We start from the raw sequence: 15,342 nt of genomic DNA on the forward strand, positions 1-15,342 counted from the left end.
CGCTGCCATATCACGGCCCGCTCTTCGGTGCCAAGCAGACCCCTCTGTCGCGTATCCGACTGAACCAGCGTCTCGCCTTGCTGGATCCGGTCGAGGCGGACTGTCTGCGTCACGCCAGGCGGCTGCTCGAATGGGCTCAACAAGAGCCCGACCGGACCGACGCCCAAGCTGTGGTTCGTGCCAAACAGGTCATCGACGGGATCACGAACCCCTTCATCCGCGACCTGGTGACCTGGCGCCTCGAGATGCGCACCCTGGTCGCCGCCCTGCGGCGGCGGCACCGCGGCGAGTCCGCGCCGCGCGACCGCCGCTGGGGCTTCGGCCGCTGGGTGAGCCGGATCATGCAGCACTGGAACGAGCCCTCCTTCGGTCTCGAGCGCGCCTTTCCCTGGCTGCCCGAGGCCGAGCGTTTGCTCGCCCGCGGCGCCACCGTCGATCTCGAGCGCCTGCTGCTCGGCGCCGTTTGGAACCACTTGGAGAGCCGCAGCGACGGGCATTATCTCGATTTCGAGGCCGTCGTCATCTACGTCCTGCGCTGGGACATGATCGCGCGCTGGACGACGTACGACGGCGAGGAGGCCGCACGACGCTTCGACGAGCTGGTCGAGCAGGCGATGGCGGGGGTCGAGAAGAGCCTGCGCCCACCCGCCGACGCCCTCCGGCCGGAACGCACTTAAACCGCGCCCGGTGCGGTATGCGGTGTTTTTGGATGGGATCGGCCGCGGCAGACGTGACGACCGCTGGAGCTGGCGCGGTTTAAAGTATTGAAAAATTTTAAACTCTAAACCGCGTCTCACTGGGATCAAGAAAATCTCCGAAGCTAAGCGAGCAATGAAAACGACGCATGTCGCTCTGGACGCGGTTTAGACGCGGTTTAACCCTGTCGACCGCTGGCCCGACGTCGGCGCCCTACTGGATTAACTCATGGCAAGACACACGACCCGAGGCAAACCCAGGCACGAGGAACGGTCGCGTGCATCCGAAGGCGCCTCCCCGACACAGGACCTCGCCAAGATGCGCGACGACGACTCGACCGCACCGCCGGCTCCACCCGCGCCCTCCGCGCCGGCCGACGCACTCGCCCATGTCGTGGCGGTGCAGGAGAGCCTGGTGACCATCGAGGCCGGCTGGGAGAAGGGGACGCGCCGCTCGCTGATGAAGAACGAGGTGGTCCTCATCCTGCCGGGGCGGGTCGCCGCCGACGGTCGCCAAGAGCGGCTCAAGGCCGAGGTCCTGCGGGTGCGCGGCTATACGGCCGACGTCCAGGTGTTCGAGGACACGCGCGGCATCACCATCGGCGACCCGGTCGAGCAGACCGGCGAGATGTTGTCGGTCGTCCTCGGCCCCGGCTTACTGGGTCAGGTCTACGACGGACTGCAAAGCCCGCTCGACAAGATCGCCATCGAGCACGGCATCTTCCTGCCGCGCGGTGTCGATCTCGATCCCTTGGACCGGGAGCGCAAATGGTCCTTCGTTCCCGCCGTGTCGCAAGGTGCGCGCTTGGGGTCCGGCGGTCTGCTCGGCACGGTCGCGGAAGGCCGCTTCACGCACAAGATCATGGTGCCGTTCGATCAGGAGGGCGAGGTCGAGGTCACCTGGATCCAGGAAGGGAGCGTGACGCTCGACACCCCGGTCGCGCGCATCCGCGATGCCCGGGGCGAGGAGCGCTCGGTCGACCTGACCCAGCGCTGGCCGGTGCGCCGCCCGCTGACCGAGCACATGCTGCGCGCACGCACGGCCGAGCGGCTCTATCCGAACGAGCCGATGATCACGACGATGCGCACCATCGACACCTTCTTCCCGGTTGCGCGCGGCGGGACCGCCTGTATCCCCGGCCCCTTCGGTGCCGGCAAGACCGTCCTGCAGCACTCGCTGGCCAAGCATGCGGACGTGGATATCGTACTGGTGGTCGCCTGCGGCGAGCGTGCGGGCGAGGTCGTGGAAACCATTCAGGAGTTCCCGCGCATCAAGGATCCGGTGACCGGCGGCTCGCTGATGGACCGCACCATCATCATCTGCAACACCTCCTCCATGCCGGTCGCGGCGCGCGAGGCGTCGATCTACACCGGCATCACCCTCGGCGAGTATTACCGCCAGATGGGCTATCACGTCCTGCTGCTGGCGGACTCGACCTCCCGCTGGGCGCAGGCGATGCGCGAGACCTCGGGGCGTCTGGAAGAGATCCCGGGCGAGGAGGCCTTCCCGGCCTATCTGGAATCGGCGATCCGCAGCGTCTACGAGCGCGCCGGCCTGATCCGCGGCGCCGACGGCAGCTTGGGCAGCCTGACCATGATCGGTACCGTCTCCCCGGCCGGCGGCAACTTTGAAGAACCCGTCACGCAGGGGACACTCAGCACGGTCAAGAGCTTCCTCGGGCTCTCCTACGACCGTGCGTACCGCCGCTTCTACCCGGCAATCGATCCGCTGATCTCCTGGTCGCGCTACCTGGAACAGTTGTCCGACTGGTACGCCCGCAACCTGGACCCGACCTGGACCGAACGCGTCAAGGCACTCAAGGAGCTACTGGTCCGCGGCGACAGCGTCCAGCAGATGATGCAGGTGACGGGCGAGGAGGGCATCACGACGGACGACTACGTGGTCTATCAAAAGGCGCTCTTCCTCGACATGGTCTTCCTCCAGCAGGACGCTTTCGACGACGTCGATGGCTCGGTCCCCATGGATCGCCAAAAGCTCACCTTCGACCGCGTCTGGGGCATCGTCGAGCAGGAGCGCAGCTTCGAGGACAAGACCGCGGTGCGACACCACTTCAACAAGCTGACGGGGCTCTTCAAGAACTTCCACTACGCCGCACCCGAATCGCCCGATTACACGCGTCTGCTCGCCGAGATCGACGCAATGACGTCCTGAAGGCTCACTCACTCCTCACTTCTCACTCCTCACTACTCATTTCTCTCCCCCATGACCCCTGAATTCTGGCTCGATCGTTGGCGGCACGGCGAAATCGGGTGGCATCTCCCCGAGATCAACGTGCATCTCCAGGAGTTCTGGCCCGGTCTCGGCCTCGCGCCCGAGACCCTGGTCTTCGTCCCGCTCTGCGGCAAGACACTCGACCTCCTCTGGCTCGCCAGCCGGGGCCACGGCGTCGTCGGCGTGGAGATCAGCGAGCTGGGGGTGACGGAGCTCTTCGCCGAGAACGCTCTCGAACCGCGCGTGACGGAGACACCGCCGTTTCGCACCTATGCGGTCGACGAGCTGAGAGTGCTCGTCGGCGACTACTTCGACCTCACGCCCGCGCATCTGGAGGGCGTCGGTGCCGTCTTCGACCGCGCCTCGCTGATCGCCCTCCCGCCGCAGATGCGTCCGGCCTACGCCGAGCACTTCAAGACCATCGTGCCCGCGACTGCAAAGAGCCTCTTGATCACGCTCGACTATGATCAAACCGAGATGTCCGGCCCGCCCTTCTCGGTCGGTCGCGACGAGGTCCAAGCCCGTTTCGGGGACCGTTACGACATCGAGCCGCTGGCGAGCTTCGACGTGATCGACGAATCACCGGGATTTCGCCGACGCGGCCTCACCGCGCTCGCCGAGCACGTCTGGAAGCTGGAGCCGCGGCCCCGAGACGTCGCATGATGACCCTTTCAGCCCGGGTGCAGAGACCCCCGAGGCCTCTCGGTGCAGACTGAGCCGGCAGCTGGTTCGACTCGGATGCGCGATCCGGATGCTCGCGAGAAGGTCGTCTTTTCCGTCAGAGACCTCACCAAGATCTACGTCATGGGCGAGGTCGAGATCCAAGCCCTGCGCGGCGTCGACATCGAGCTCTATGCCGGCGAGCTGGTGGTCATGCTCGGGGCATCGGGCTCCGGCAAATCCACCCTGCTGAACATCCTCGGCGGACTCGACCGCGCGTCCGGAGGCGAGGTCCGCTATCTCGACCAGGACCTGACAGGCGCCGACGACAAGGCCCTGACCGCCTTCCGCCGGCAGCACGTCGGCTTCGTCTTCCAGTTCTACAACCTCATCTCCAGCCTGACTGCGCGCGAGAACGTCGCCATCGTCACCGAGATCAGCCCCGACCCCATGACCCCGGAAGACGCCCTCGCCCTAGTCGGGCTTGAAGACCGCTTGGATCACTTCCCGTCCCAACTCTCCGGCGGCGAGCAGCAGCGCGTCGCCATCGCCCGCGCCGTCGCCAAGCAGCCGGCGGTGCTGCTCTGCGACGAGCCCACCGGCGCGCTCGACTCCAAAACCGGGATCCGCGTGCTGCAGGTGATCCAACAGATCAACCGGGATCTCGGTACGACGACGGCCGTCATTACACACAACGCCGTGATTGCCGACATGGCCGATCGCGTGATTCGCTTGGCCGACGGGCGGGTGCTGGAGGTTCAGGTCAACGCGCATCGACGGGATCCGGCCGAGTTGGACTGGTGATCTAAACCGCGTCCCCTGGCATATGCGGGGCTGGAGTGGGTCCCTGGCGCGTGCGAGTCAACGACTGTCGGCGTTGACGCGGTTTAGATGATTGTTTGGAAAAGGAGGCGTCCTGCCTTTAACAAAGCTCTTTTCGAGGAGGATTGCCTTTGATCGATTTAACCGAACTGATCACCATCGACCCATCCGTTCGGGGCGGTAAGCCCTGCATTCGCGGTACTCGGATCACCGTGTACGATATTCTCGAGGATATGGCGGGCGGTATGAGCGACGTGGAGATTCTCTCCGATTTCCCTAGTCTGACTGAAGAGCATCTTCGGGCGGTGTTGCTGTTCGCGGCACAGCGTGAGCGCCGGCTGGCGGCGAGCCCACCCCATGAAATTGCTGCTTGACGAGAACTTGAGTCCCAGCTATGCGCATCTTTAGAGCGCCCTTTCAGGGCTCAAGGGTTTTGGCTGATTGAAACCCGGGGCGCTGCCCCGGGCTGACATCGATCGCGCCGTTGGCGATCAACCCACACTGCCGGAACGCGTTTCGCCACGCTCGCCCTCAATGGTTTTGGTTGCTTGATCCTTGCGGCCCTCCGCCCCGCACCCTGAACCCCGCACCCCGCACCCCGCACCCCGCACCCCGAACTCGCAGCTGCTCAACGACCGGGGTTGAGGTCCGGCAATGCGGCGCGTTTGATTCGCAAGACGCGACTCTTGCGCGGGCGAAGCCCGGCACCTCGGCCGACCTGCCGCATGAAGTCGCGCTTCCATCGCGCGAAGTCGAGACCCTGCCGGCCGTAGAGCGCGGCGTCCAGCTCCTGCATCAGGCGGGTCAAGGTTGCCGGGTCCGCGTGCGGACGTAGGCTCAGGATGAGTCGTGTCAGGTTGGGCTGGGTGGCCTCGCCTTGGAAGCGCAGCCGGCTGCGGGCATCCGCTTCGAAGCGGTCGCACCAGTCGACGGGGTCCGATGCGCGATTGGCATGGCGCACGCAGAGCAGGAATCGGCTGCTCGGGGGGAGTGCTGCGGCGACGGCGGCGCGTATGCGCGCGACCAGCGGCTCGGGTCGCAGGCGACGCGTGAGCCGCTTCCAGCCGTTGCCGATCAAGGCGCCGAATGCGCTGAGTCTGCCGACGAGCCCTGCCGTCGTGCGGGCTCGCGCCTGATCCTTCGTCCGCGGCTTGGTGGCGTAGATAACGCCGCCCCAGTAGCCGGCGAGCAGCAACAGAAGCCCCGTCAGCGGGAGCCAGACGATGCTCCAGTCCTCGGCGGTCATGACGGAGGAGGGCATACCGAAGGGTCCGCTCTCTCCGCCGATGCTCAAGGTGCGCATCGGCAGGTTCGCGACCTCTCGGGTGCCAAGATCTGTATTCCACCAGGCGACACCGATCTCGGGTAGGGTCAGTCGACCGGAAGACTGAGGGACCAGGGTGTAGTACTCGGTGCGGCGTGCGACCAGATCGCGCCGGTCCGCCGCGAGGCCGCTCTCCGTCTGCACTTGCTCGCGATAGACCCGGTGATCCGGTCCGGCGAGCTGGTCTTCCAAGCTCGGCAACTGAGCTGCAGTGCCTCCCGTGGCGAGAAGCTCCAACGCCAGCGTGACGGGCTGCCCCGGGATCAAGGCGGTCTCGCGGTCGATCTCGGCCTTGAGGGTCAGGGATTTCAGGGGCAGCCACGGCGTCACCGCGCTCATGGCCGGTCGGACCTGAAGGCGAATCGGGCGTTCGGTGACCGACTCGAAGCGCTGCATGCCGCCGCCCATGCCTCGCACGGTTCCCGTCACCTTGATGGGTGGAATCTCGATGTCGCCCGGCCGCAGCGGGATCAAGCTCAGGATGAAGGTGTTGACGATCTCGCGCCGGCCTCCCTCCGCGACGCGGGACTCCGGGGTCGGTCCGTCCAGGCGCTGGAGGAGTGCATCTCCGGTCGCCGGGAGATCGAGCGTGGCCTCGCCGGGGTTCTCCGAGGTGACGAGTCGAAGACGCAGCAGCAGGGGCTGCTGCACATAGGGCTCCGGCTCGTCGAGCGTCGCTTCGAGCCGAGGTGGCGTCGCCTGCGTCGGGGTACCGTACTGCCCCGGATACTGTCCGGGATACGGCCCCGGCATCTGGTTCGGCATTTGGCCCGGGAAAGGACCATAACCGGGTGCAGCTGTCTGGCCCGGCGGATAGGCCGGGGGAACAGCCTGCGGATAGGCCGGCGGGGTGCCCTGGGCATTTGTCGGCGGTTGGGGGCGGAACTGCCAGGCCCCGGCCTGCGGCGGGGGTTGGCCGTAGGGTCCCTGCGGCTGGAAGGGCTGCTGTCCCGGAGGGCCGTAGGGCCAGGCGCTCGCCGCTTGGCCGAACAAGGCGAGCATCAGGCCCAGAATCAGGCCCGGCCCCGGAATCATGAGCCCGGCCAACCTGGTCCGACACCGCAGATCATCGGCCCGCATCACCACGGGCGATTCTCCAGGATGGGCGCCCCCGTGGTCTGCATCCATCGCAGCTCCTCCAGGCGATATTGATTGCGGATCAAGAGGGACGGGTCGCCTTCCACCTGCTTGAGCCGCTGCTCCATGACGGCCATGCCTGCGCCCAGTGCGGTCGAGCCGTCGATCGCGCCTCGTTCGTCCGTTGCGTCCTCTCCCAATTGGTCGCCGGGCCGATCGCCGAGTTGATCGAAACGCTCGGCGGCCTCGGGCTGGGCCTCGGTGCCGAGCGTTTCGGATGGTTTGACCTCTGCCGGACCGGGCGGACCCGGGCGGGGTGTTCGGCCGGTGGCCTCGTCAGGGCCACCGTCTTCGCGATCGGGCTGGCTCGGATCCGAGCCCGCGGCGTCCGAACGGCCCTCATCGGCGGAATCCGGCTCTTCGCCGTTTTGGTCGGGTGATTCGGGCTCGCCGCGACTCGGGTCACGCCCGTCCTTTGGGTCGTCCTCGAACGGTGGGGCCCCGGACGAGTCATCTCGCGGTGCTTGCGTCGGATCCTCCTCTACGGCGGCGGGCTCGTCCTCTTGCGGTGTTGCGGAGGGTTCGGTCGATGGATTGGAATCGGGCTCCTCCTCGCCGCCGCTTTCGGTTTCGTCGCGGGCGCTCAGGTCGCCGGGCTCGCCGTCCTCTCCGGACTCGGGCTCGGATGCGGTCTCCTCGCTGGAGTTGCCCTGCGGCGTGGTCCGGTCTCCGGCGTCGCCTCGATCACTGTCGCTCTCGGGTTGGTCGGATTCGCCGGTCTCCGAGTCGGTCGCGCTGTCCGGTGCCGAGCCGGCCTGATCCGTGTCATCCGCGCCTTGCGCGTCGCTTGAGTCACCCTGCGCTTGACCTTCGGCGGATTCGGAGGTATCGGTGCCTTGCCCTTGACCCGCCTCGTCGCCTTCGCCCTCGGTCTGGGACTCGCTTTGCTGGCCCGAGCCCTCGGAGGACTGATCCTGCGAGCCGCTGTCCTCGCCTTGCTCGTCGCCGGACTCCTCGCCTTCGGATTCTTGTTGCTGCTCCGCGCCTTCTTGTTGCTCTGATTGCTGCTGCTGGTCCTCGGACTGCTCGCCCTCCTCGGACTTCTGCCCCTCCTCGGACTTCTGCTCCTCCTCGGACTTCTGCTCCGAGGATTGCTGCTCCTCTTGCTGTTCTTCTTGTGATTCCCGATCGCGCTCATCCGTGCTCTGTGTCGTGTCGTCGCCTTCCTCTTGTTTCGACTCGTCGCGAAACTGCTCCTGCTCGAGACGCGCCAAAGCGGCGCGGGTGATTGCGAGATTATGGGCCGCATCCGTGTGGCTCGGATCCTCGCGCAGAACCGACTCATAGGCCGCTGCGGCACCCGTGTAGTCGCCGCGCTTGAAGCGGGTGTTGCCGAGGTTGTAACGGGCGGATTGGGCTTCTTTCCCCTGCTCTGCCTGCGTGAATGCGCGCTCGGCCTCGTCCAAACGGTCGGCACGATAGAGTGCGACGCCTTTTCTGTAGGTGTCTGAGAAGGACTCGGCGGCGGTGTCGAAATCGCCGGCCCGATAGGTCTCCAGGGCCTCCTGCTCGGAGGTCGTGAACCATCCGGCGACTGCGGGATGGGGTAGCCAAAGGGCGAGCACCAACAGCGATGAGACCGAGCAGGATAAAACGCCGGGACGCCGGGACGATACGGTGCTCATGAGGAGGACCTCCGCCGCATCGGGGCGCGGAAACGGCTCAGCAGAAGCAGCATGAGGAGAACGACCGGGATCCAGTAGCGCTCGTTCCAAACCCGGGTGCGCTCGTCGCTCGATTTCGGGGGCTGGCGCAAGACGCTGACGGCGCGCAGGATGGCGTCCGAGTCCGAGTCGCGATAGTCGGCGATCCGATGGATGCCGGCGCCGGCCTCCGCCAGACGTGCCAGGAGTACGGCATCGAGCGAGGAGCGAACCGGCTCGCCACTGAGATCCCGGATGACTCCGCCGGCCGGCCCCGGCACTAATCCGCCCTCGGCCGTCCCGATGCCCAGCGTGTGGATGCGGATCCCTTGCGATGCCAGTCGTGCGAACTGCTCGGGGAGATCAGGCTCTTCGAAGTCGCCGTCCGAGATCAAGAGGATGGAGCGGGCACTGTCCTCGGGCAGGCCCGCGAGAAGCAGTTCCGCGCGCGCGAGCGCCGCCCCCACGCGACTGCCTTGCAGGTTTGGATTGGCAAGCTCGCTCGAAACGGCTGGCAATGCATTGAGGATCGTCTGGGTATCCTCCGTGATCGGCGAGATGACGTGCGGCACGGAGGCGAAGACGATGAGGCCGAGACGCGCCTCGCGGTTCTTGCGGATGAGATCGCTGATCTCGTGACGGGCGCGTCCGAGGCGGTTCGGGGTCACGTCCGCGACCTGCATGGAGCGCGAGATGTCGAGCAGGATCAGCAGGTTGTTTCCGGGATGGAAGAGGCGTACGTCCGTGGCGTCCCAGCGTGGGCCGGCCATCGCGACAAGCAGGAGCGCCCACAAGAGACTCCAACTCAGATACCGGCCCCAGCGCTCGGTGGTGCGCAGATCGCGTGTCCCGGTCAGGTGCGGCAGGAGATGCGGATCGGCATAGCGGTGCAGCGGGCCTTGGGCCGCGCGCTGCGCTGCGCTTGAGCCAGTAGGCGACCGGGAGTAGGGCCAGGAGGCCGAGGAACCAGAGTGGTTGCTCGAAGTGAAAACCGCCGTCAAACATCCGCAGTCCTCCCCACGAAGCGCTTGCGGCCTTCGGGGAAGAGACCGAGACCGAGCAACGCGATCAAGGCGAGTCCGAGCGGCCAGCGGTAGAGCGGTTGCGGCAGGTAGGCGGTTCGGGTCTCGGCCTCGGTCTTCTCGAGCTGGCCGATGCGCGCCGAGATCTCTTCGAGCGCGCGGGTATCGGTCGCGCGGAAATAGGCCCCGCCGGTCAGCTCGGCGATCTCTTCGAGGGCGCTTTCGTCCATGGTCAAATCGTCGCGATACCGTACGACCCCCTCTTCGAGGATCGGGATGCTCGCCTGCTTGCTGCCGACCCCGATCACGTAGACGCGCACCCCGTTCTGTCGGGCCACCGTCGCCGCCTCGCTCGGTGCGAAACGCCCGGCATTGTTGTCCCCGTCGGCGATGACGATCATGACCCGCGATCCCTCGGGACGCTCGCGCAGCTTCACCACCCCGAGCGCAATGGCGTCGCCCAGCGCGGTCGCCGGGCCGGCGATGCTCGGGACGATCCCGTCGAGGAGTTGACGCACCGCGAGCCGGTCCAGGCTTAGGGGCGAGAGCACGAACGCCTGGCTGCCGAAGACCACGAGACCGACGCGATCGCCGCTGCGGCCCTCGATAAAGCGGCCCATGACCCCGCGCACGACGCTCATGCGGTTGACCGGGCGGCCATCGACGGTGAAATCCAGCGCCTCCATCGAGTGCGAGGCATCCACCGTGATCATGAGGTCGTAGCCCGGTGTGCTGATCTCGGTATAGGGCGTCAGCCATTGCGGCCGCATCAGTGCCAAGACCAACGCGATCCAGAGCAGATAGAGCAACGCCCGATAGAGCCAGCCGGTAAGCTGCAGACCGGGGCGTCGCGCGGTAAAGGCCGCCTGGAGTGCGGCGATCTGCGGGTGCAGCAGGGTGACACGCTGACCTTCGAGCGTCGTCTCGCCAGGATCCTGTCCGCGCTCGGGCCAAAGCCAGGGCAGGAGGAGCGGCAACGGCAAGAGCAGCGCGGCCCAAGGCCAATGAAACTCAAACATGGCGGATCTCAACCACGGGCATTCCCCCGCGCTCCGCGCCACGGCAGGCGCCGGCTCAGGCCCTGGATCGCGCGTTTGCTCAGGCCGTGGCGCCGACCCTGCGGAGCGTCGCGGACCTCGACCCAGGCGAGTGCCGCGTCGATCAAGGACAGGAGATCCTTCGCGCCGACGCGGCTGCGCAGTGCGCCGGCCGGTGCATAGGGTGCGTCGATCAGGATGCGACCGCGCTCATGCCAGCGGAAGCCGTTCGGATCCTTTGCGGCGAGCCAGACGAGCCAGGCCGTCCCCGTGAGGCCCGCGCAGGCCGGGCGACCGAGGCGGGCCATCGCGATGCGGCGCAGCAGCTCCGAGAGCTCACCGAGGATCTGTTTGGTATCCTGCCCCTTGCCGGCGCGGCGTCTGAGATCGCGCAGCGCGGCGGCGGCCTCCCAACGCCAGGTGCCGAGCGTGATGCCGGGGATGGGGATGCGTAGACTGATTCGGGCACGCGAGCGCCAAACGAAGAGGGCGAGCAGTGTGCCGGCGATCGCCAGCAACCACCAGCCGGGGGCCGGCGGCCACCAGTGGATGGGCGGTATGTCGTGGATATCGCGCAGCATCGCGATGGGCGGGGAGGGGGCGAGGATCGGGTCCATCACACCGCCCGCGAGCGTGCCCGCTGCTCCAATGCGCGGATCAGGCTGAGATGGATCTCGGCATCGGTGCGCACCGGGAGCAGGATGATCCCGAGACGATGGACCACCGCCTGGAGCAGGGCGCGCCGCTCCTCCCACGCCGTGCGATAGCTGCGCCGGGCCTGCGGGTCGTCGGTGTCGACCTCGACCAGGGTGCCGTCGGTGCCGGTGAAGGTGGTGATGCCCATCGCCGGAATCTCCCAATCCGCCGGGTCGTCGACCGGGATCAGCGCGACCGAGTTGCGTTGTCCCAGATCACCGAGGATCGCCTCCAACCCCATCGCATCGCGATTGAGATCGGCGATCACGAAGACGAGCGAGCCCGTCGGCAGACCCGAGGTCGCGCGCCGCAGCGCGCCGCCGAGGCAGTCGACCGAGGGGTCCAGCTCTGCACCGGGCACGGTGAGGGTGCGCAGCAGTTGCCAGAGTGCGCGGCGACCGCGCGAGGGACGAAAGTGTTGGAGTCCGGTGGAGGGATCGCCGAAGACGAGCCCGCCGACCCGGTCGTTGAGCCGACTCGCCGCCCAGCCGATCAAGGCCGCCGCACGGGCCGCCTGCACGGACTTGAAGGTCCCGCGCGTGCCGAAGGCCATATGCGGACCCTTGTCGACACAGAGCACCACGGAACGCTCGCGCTCCTCGCGGAAGATCTTCATGTGCGGCTCGTTGGTGCGGGCCGTCACCTTCCAGTCCATATAACGGATGTCGTCGCCCTCGCGATACTCGCGGACCTCCTCGAAGTTGACCCCGGCGCCGCGGAAGACCGATGCGTAGAGTCCGGCGAACGTCGAGTTGACCAGATGATGGGAGGGCAGCCCGAGCGTATGGGCCTGATGGCGCAGCTCCAGCAGGTCGTCGAGACGGGGATAGAGGCTCATCGTCAGCCGGCCGATGTCAGGGGATGGCCACCAGGGTCAGGAGTCGGTTGACGAAGACGTCCGTGGTGACCCCCTCGGCCTCGGCCTCGAAGGTCAGGAGCAGACGATGGCGCAGGATCTCGGGGGCAACGGCCTGGATATGGTGCGGTGCGACGAAGTCGTCGCCGTCGAGCCAAGCCCGGGCGCGGGCGCAGCGGGCGACCGCGATACTGGCGCGCGGCGAGGCGCCGAACCGGCACCAGCGCCCGAGGTCGCGATCGTAAAGCTTCGGCTGACGGGTCGCCTGCACCAGGTCGACGATATAGCTGTGCAGCTTCGGATCCAGATAGAGCCCGGCGACGTCGCGGCGCATCGCGAAGAGATCGGTCTGGCTCAGGCGATCGACCGGCGCGGTTTCGGGCTCCTTTTGCTGCCGGGCGTCGAGCTCGAGGATCTTCAGCTCTTCGTCGCGACTGGGATAGGTCACGACGGCTTGCATGAGGAAGCGGTCGAGCTGCGCCTCGGGCAGGTGATAGGTACCTTCTTGCTCCACCGGGTTCTGGGTCGCCAGCACCATGAAGAGCTTGGGCAGCGGATAGGTCTTCAGCCCGACCGTGATCTGGTGTTCGGCCATGGACTCCAGCAAGGCCGATTGGACCTTGGCCGGGGCGCGGTTGACCTCGTCGGCGAGCAGGATGTTGTGGAAGAGCGGACCGGGCCGGAACTCGAATTCGCCCTTCTCGTGGCGATAGATGTCGGTGCCGATGAGGTCCGAGGGCAAGAGATCCGGCGTGAACTGGATGCGGTGGAAGTCACCCTGGAGCGCATCGGCCAGCGCCTTCACCGCGGTCGTTTTGGCCAGACCCGGCATGCCCTCGACCAAGAGATGCCCGTCGCTCAGCAGGCAGATCAGCATGCTGTCGATGAAGGACGCTTGTCCGATGATGCGGGAGGCGATGTGGTCGCGAACGGGCTTGAGATCGCTTGGCGTCATGCTATTTTACGTCTTGTCCGAGTGGCTGACTGCTTGAGGAGGCGTGGATCGCCGATTCTTCCGATCGGTCGCGTCCGGCCGCTTATGCTGTGCCTTTTCCGGGGTGAGTGCAAGCTTCGTCCTGACCTGTTGGCTTGCTTGATTTATCAGCATATTCAGATGTTTTCATCCAGTTGCCTGGCGTATCCGGGCAGCTCGGAGCAGGCGCATGGGGTGGCCATGTCCGTCCGTCGACTCGACAGCGAACAGACGTCGTGCAAGCCTTGACAAACCGGTTGTACACATGGGTTCGGAGCGGCTTCTCGCAGTGTCCTTGATCCTGCGAACGATCGGTTGCCGATCGTTTACGAAACGTCAATCGATTGTTTCTAAATGGTGTATTTCAGCCGATCAAGATCTGACCGATCTGATTTCAGTCGAGCAACCGTGAGCCTTCCGGCGTGTTGATCAGGCGTTCTCCACATACTTATCCACAGGTTCTGTTGGCATCTCCGAAATGCCTACTGATGCGGATGTGTTGCCGTCGAGTTGCGAGTGCGGGGCGGAGGTGTTGCGGCTAAGTTGCGAAAAGCGGGAGCCCCGGATGGGCGGACTCATCAAGCCGGCTGGGTTTGCGGGCGCGGCGGCTGATGACCGAGCTGCGCGGAGATGCGCCCGGCGGCCTCGATGAGATCCGCGGTCCACTCGAGCCGGCGGCGCTCGATGGGCGCGGAGACCGACAGCCCGGCGCTCACGTTTCCGGTGCTGTCGTAGAGCAGCACGCCGATGCAGCCGACGTCGAGCTCGGCCTCCTCGTTGTCCAGCGCATAACCTTGCGCTAGCGACTCGCGGCATTCGGCGAGCAGGCGGGGGAGGGTGCTGACGGTGTTGCGGGTGTAGGCGGGCAGGTTGGTGCGTGCGGCATAGGCCCGGATCGCCTCCTCGCCGGCCGCACCCAACATCAGCTTGCCGACCGCCGTGACGTGCAGAGGGGCGCGCGAGCCCACCAATTGCTGCACATGGATCATGCGGTTCGGCGTCGCCTTCTCGATGTAGACCACCGCGTCGCCCTCGCGGATGGTCAGGTTCACCGTCTCCCCCAGCCGGTCGCGCAACGACTCCATCACGGGCCGGGCGATTGCGCGGACATCGACGTTGGCGTGTAGCCTCACACCCAATTGCAGCAACCGCAGCCCGAGACGGTAACGCCCGACAGAATCCTTCTCGACGAACCGGTTCTGGATCAGCGATGCCAGGATGCGATGCGCGGTCGAGGCATGCAGCCCCGTCTCGGCGGCCAGGATCTTGAGACTCACGGGCTCGGAATAACGGGCGATGGCGTCCAGGAGGGCGGCGGCCCGGTCGATGACCTGGATGTGGGCTTGGATCTGATCGGGTTTGGATTCATCGGTCATGGTCGGCTCAATCCAAGGTCTCGACCGCGAAGCCGACGACCTGTCGGGGCTCGGGACTGAGCTCCCCGCCGATCAGGTGGATGGGTTGGCCGTCGGCGCGGTATTCGTCCGCGTAGCCGCGGTCCTTGATCTGTTGCAAGGCCCTGCCCTCGGGCTCCAATTCCACCACCTTGAACTCGAACAGATAGACCTTCGCGAAGAAGGCGGTGAAGAGGCGCTCCAGGCCGGCAAAGTCATTGGCCAGCAGCAGGCGATGGAGTGATTTGCGGTGTTGGACCTCGGTCTGGTCGGGCGGGGTCCAAGCGCTGAGCAAGGCGCCGTTGAGGCTCTGGTAAACCTCGCGATTGGGGTAGCGCAGTTGATAAAAATAGGTGCCGCTGATCTCCTCCTCGCGCTCGATGGTGAGATAGCCGCTCTGGAAGAGCAGCGCCTCGGTCGCGACCCGGTCGACCTCGAAGGCGGTGAGCAGTGTGGCGTCGGTCTCCATGTGGCCGAGCCGGGGGATCCATGTCTCGCGCTCGGTGAGCAGGTCGACGAGAAAGGTCGGGGTGCCGGTCTCGAACCACCAGGGGCGGAACTGGCGCTCCTTAAACAGCAACAGCACATCGAACGGGTTGTAGACGGCCTCGCCGGTCCAGTTGTAGCCGTTATACCAGAGTCGGATCCGCTCGCGGTTCAGCCCCTCGAGCTCCGGGGCGAAAACGCAGTCCAGATCCGCTTCTGTATAGCCGCAGATGCCCGAATACTCGCGTGAAAGGGTGATATCGCGCAAATTGTCGAGCCCCGAAAAGAGGCTGACCTTGCTGAATTTGCTGACCCCGGTCAGAAAGGCAAAGCGGATGTGGGCGTCGGAGTCCTTGATCACCGA

The 15,342-nt window shown here is 66.1% G+C and carries 14 protein-coding genes; 5 read left to right on the forward strand and 9 right to left on the reverse strand.

Annotated elements, in window-relative coordinates; all coding sequences use genetic code 11:
• Positions 1 to 2: 2 nt before the first annotated feature.
• The 5 genes from VLR48_RS04610 (at position 3) to VLR48_RS04630 (ending at position 4,784) form a co-directional block, all read left to right on the forward strand.
• Positions 3 to 677 (forward strand): DUF2764 family protein, encoded by a 675-nt coding sequence (locus VLR48_RS04610; protein ID WP_325290651.1) that lies wholly within the window; start codon positions 3 to 5, stop codon positions 675 to 677.
• Between the two features lie 337 nt (positions 678 to 1,014).
• Positions 1,015 to 2,868: a V-type ATP synthase subunit A gene (locus VLR48_RS04615; RefSeq protein WP_325290662.1), complete on the forward strand. Its 1,854-nt coding sequence runs from the start codon at positions 1,015 to 1,017 to the stop codon at positions 2,866 to 2,868.
• A gap of 51 nt (positions 2,869 to 2,919) precedes the next feature.
• Positions 2,920 to 3,591, forward strand: a complete 672-nt coding sequence (gene tmpT / locus VLR48_RS04620) for a thiopurine S-methyltransferase (protein WP_325290652.1) — start codon at positions 2,920 to 2,922, stop codon at positions 3,589 to 3,591.
• A 75-nt stretch (positions 3,592 to 3,666) separates the two neighbouring features.
• A complete protein-coding gene (locus VLR48_RS04625) occupies positions 3,667 to 4,392 on the forward strand; it encodes an ABC transporter ATP-binding protein (RefSeq protein ID WP_325290663.1) in 726 nt (241 codons plus the stop codon).
• 152 nt (positions 4,393 to 4,544) lie between these two features.
• Complete coding sequence (locus tag VLR48_RS04630; RefSeq protein ID WP_325290664.1) at positions 4,545 to 4,784, forward strand: DUF433 domain-containing protein; 240 nt, start codon at positions 4,545 to 4,547, stop codon at positions 4,782 to 4,784.
• A 254-nt stretch (positions 4,785 to 5,038) separates the two neighbouring features.
• Here VLR48_RS04630 and VLR48_RS04635 read toward each other — a convergent pair whose 3' ends face one another.
• The 9 genes from VLR48_RS04635 to VLR48_RS04675 all read right to left on the reverse strand — a co-directional run.
• Positions 5,039 to 6,862 (reverse strand): hypothetical protein, encoded by a 1,824-nt coding sequence (locus VLR48_RS04635; protein ID WP_325290653.1) that lies wholly within the window; start codon positions 6,860 to 6,862, stop codon positions 5,039 to 5,041.
• Positions 6,814 to 8,496, reverse strand: a complete 1,683-nt coding sequence (locus VLR48_RS04640) for a tetratricopeptide repeat protein (protein WP_325290654.1) — start codon at positions 8,494 to 8,496, stop codon at positions 6,814 to 6,816. Before VLR48_RS04640 ends, VLR48_RS04635 begins: the two co-directional genes overlap by 49 nt.
• A complete protein-coding gene (locus tag VLR48_RS04645; protein ID WP_325290655.1) occupies positions 8,493 to 9,515 on the reverse strand; it encodes a VWA domain-containing protein in 1,023 nt (340 codons plus the stop codon). Before VLR48_RS04645 ends, VLR48_RS04640 begins: the two co-directional genes overlap by 4 nt.
• Entirely contained in the window at positions 9,512 to 10,555 is a 1,044-nt protein-coding gene (locus tag VLR48_RS04650) for a VWA domain-containing protein (protein WP_325290656.1), read from the reverse strand. The genes VLR48_RS04645 and VLR48_RS04650 overlap by 4 nt, the downstream gene beginning before the upstream one ends.
• An 8-nt stretch (positions 10,556 to 10,563) precedes the next feature.
• Entirely contained in the window at positions 10,564 to 11,190 is a 627-nt protein-coding gene (locus tag VLR48_RS04655) for a DUF4381 domain-containing protein (protein WP_325290657.1), read from the reverse strand.
• The gene (locus VLR48_RS04660) at positions 11,190 to 12,107 is read right to left on the reverse strand and encodes a DUF58 domain-containing protein (RefSeq protein WP_325290658.1); all 918 of its coding nucleotides are present in this window, start codon (positions 12,105 to 12,107) and stop codon (positions 11,190 to 11,192) included. The genes VLR48_RS04655 and VLR48_RS04660 overlap by 1 nt, the downstream gene beginning before the upstream one ends.
• Positions 12,108 to 12,123: 16 nt before the next feature.
• Positions 12,124 to 13,080, reverse strand: coding sequence for an AAA family ATPase (locus tag VLR48_RS04665; protein WP_325290659.1), 957 nt, complete (start codon positions 13,078 to 13,080; stop codon positions 12,124 to 12,126).
• A 596-nt stretch (positions 13,081 to 13,676) separates the two neighbouring features.
• A complete protein-coding gene (locus tag VLR48_RS04670) occupies positions 13,677 to 14,474 on the reverse strand; it encodes an IclR family transcriptional regulator (protein WP_325290660.1) in 798 nt (265 codons plus the stop codon).
• A 7-nt stretch (positions 14,475 to 14,481) separates the two neighbouring features.
• A partial coding sequence (locus VLR48_RS04675) for an AAA family ATPase (protein WP_325290661.1) occupies positions 14,482 to 15,342 on the reverse strand: 861 nt, incomplete at its 5' end.

It is taken from the genome of Thiocapsa sp. (assembly GCF_035467215.1).
Classification (GTDB): domain Bacteria; phylum Pseudomonadota; class Gammaproteobacteria; order Chromatiales; family Chromatiaceae; genus Thiocapsa.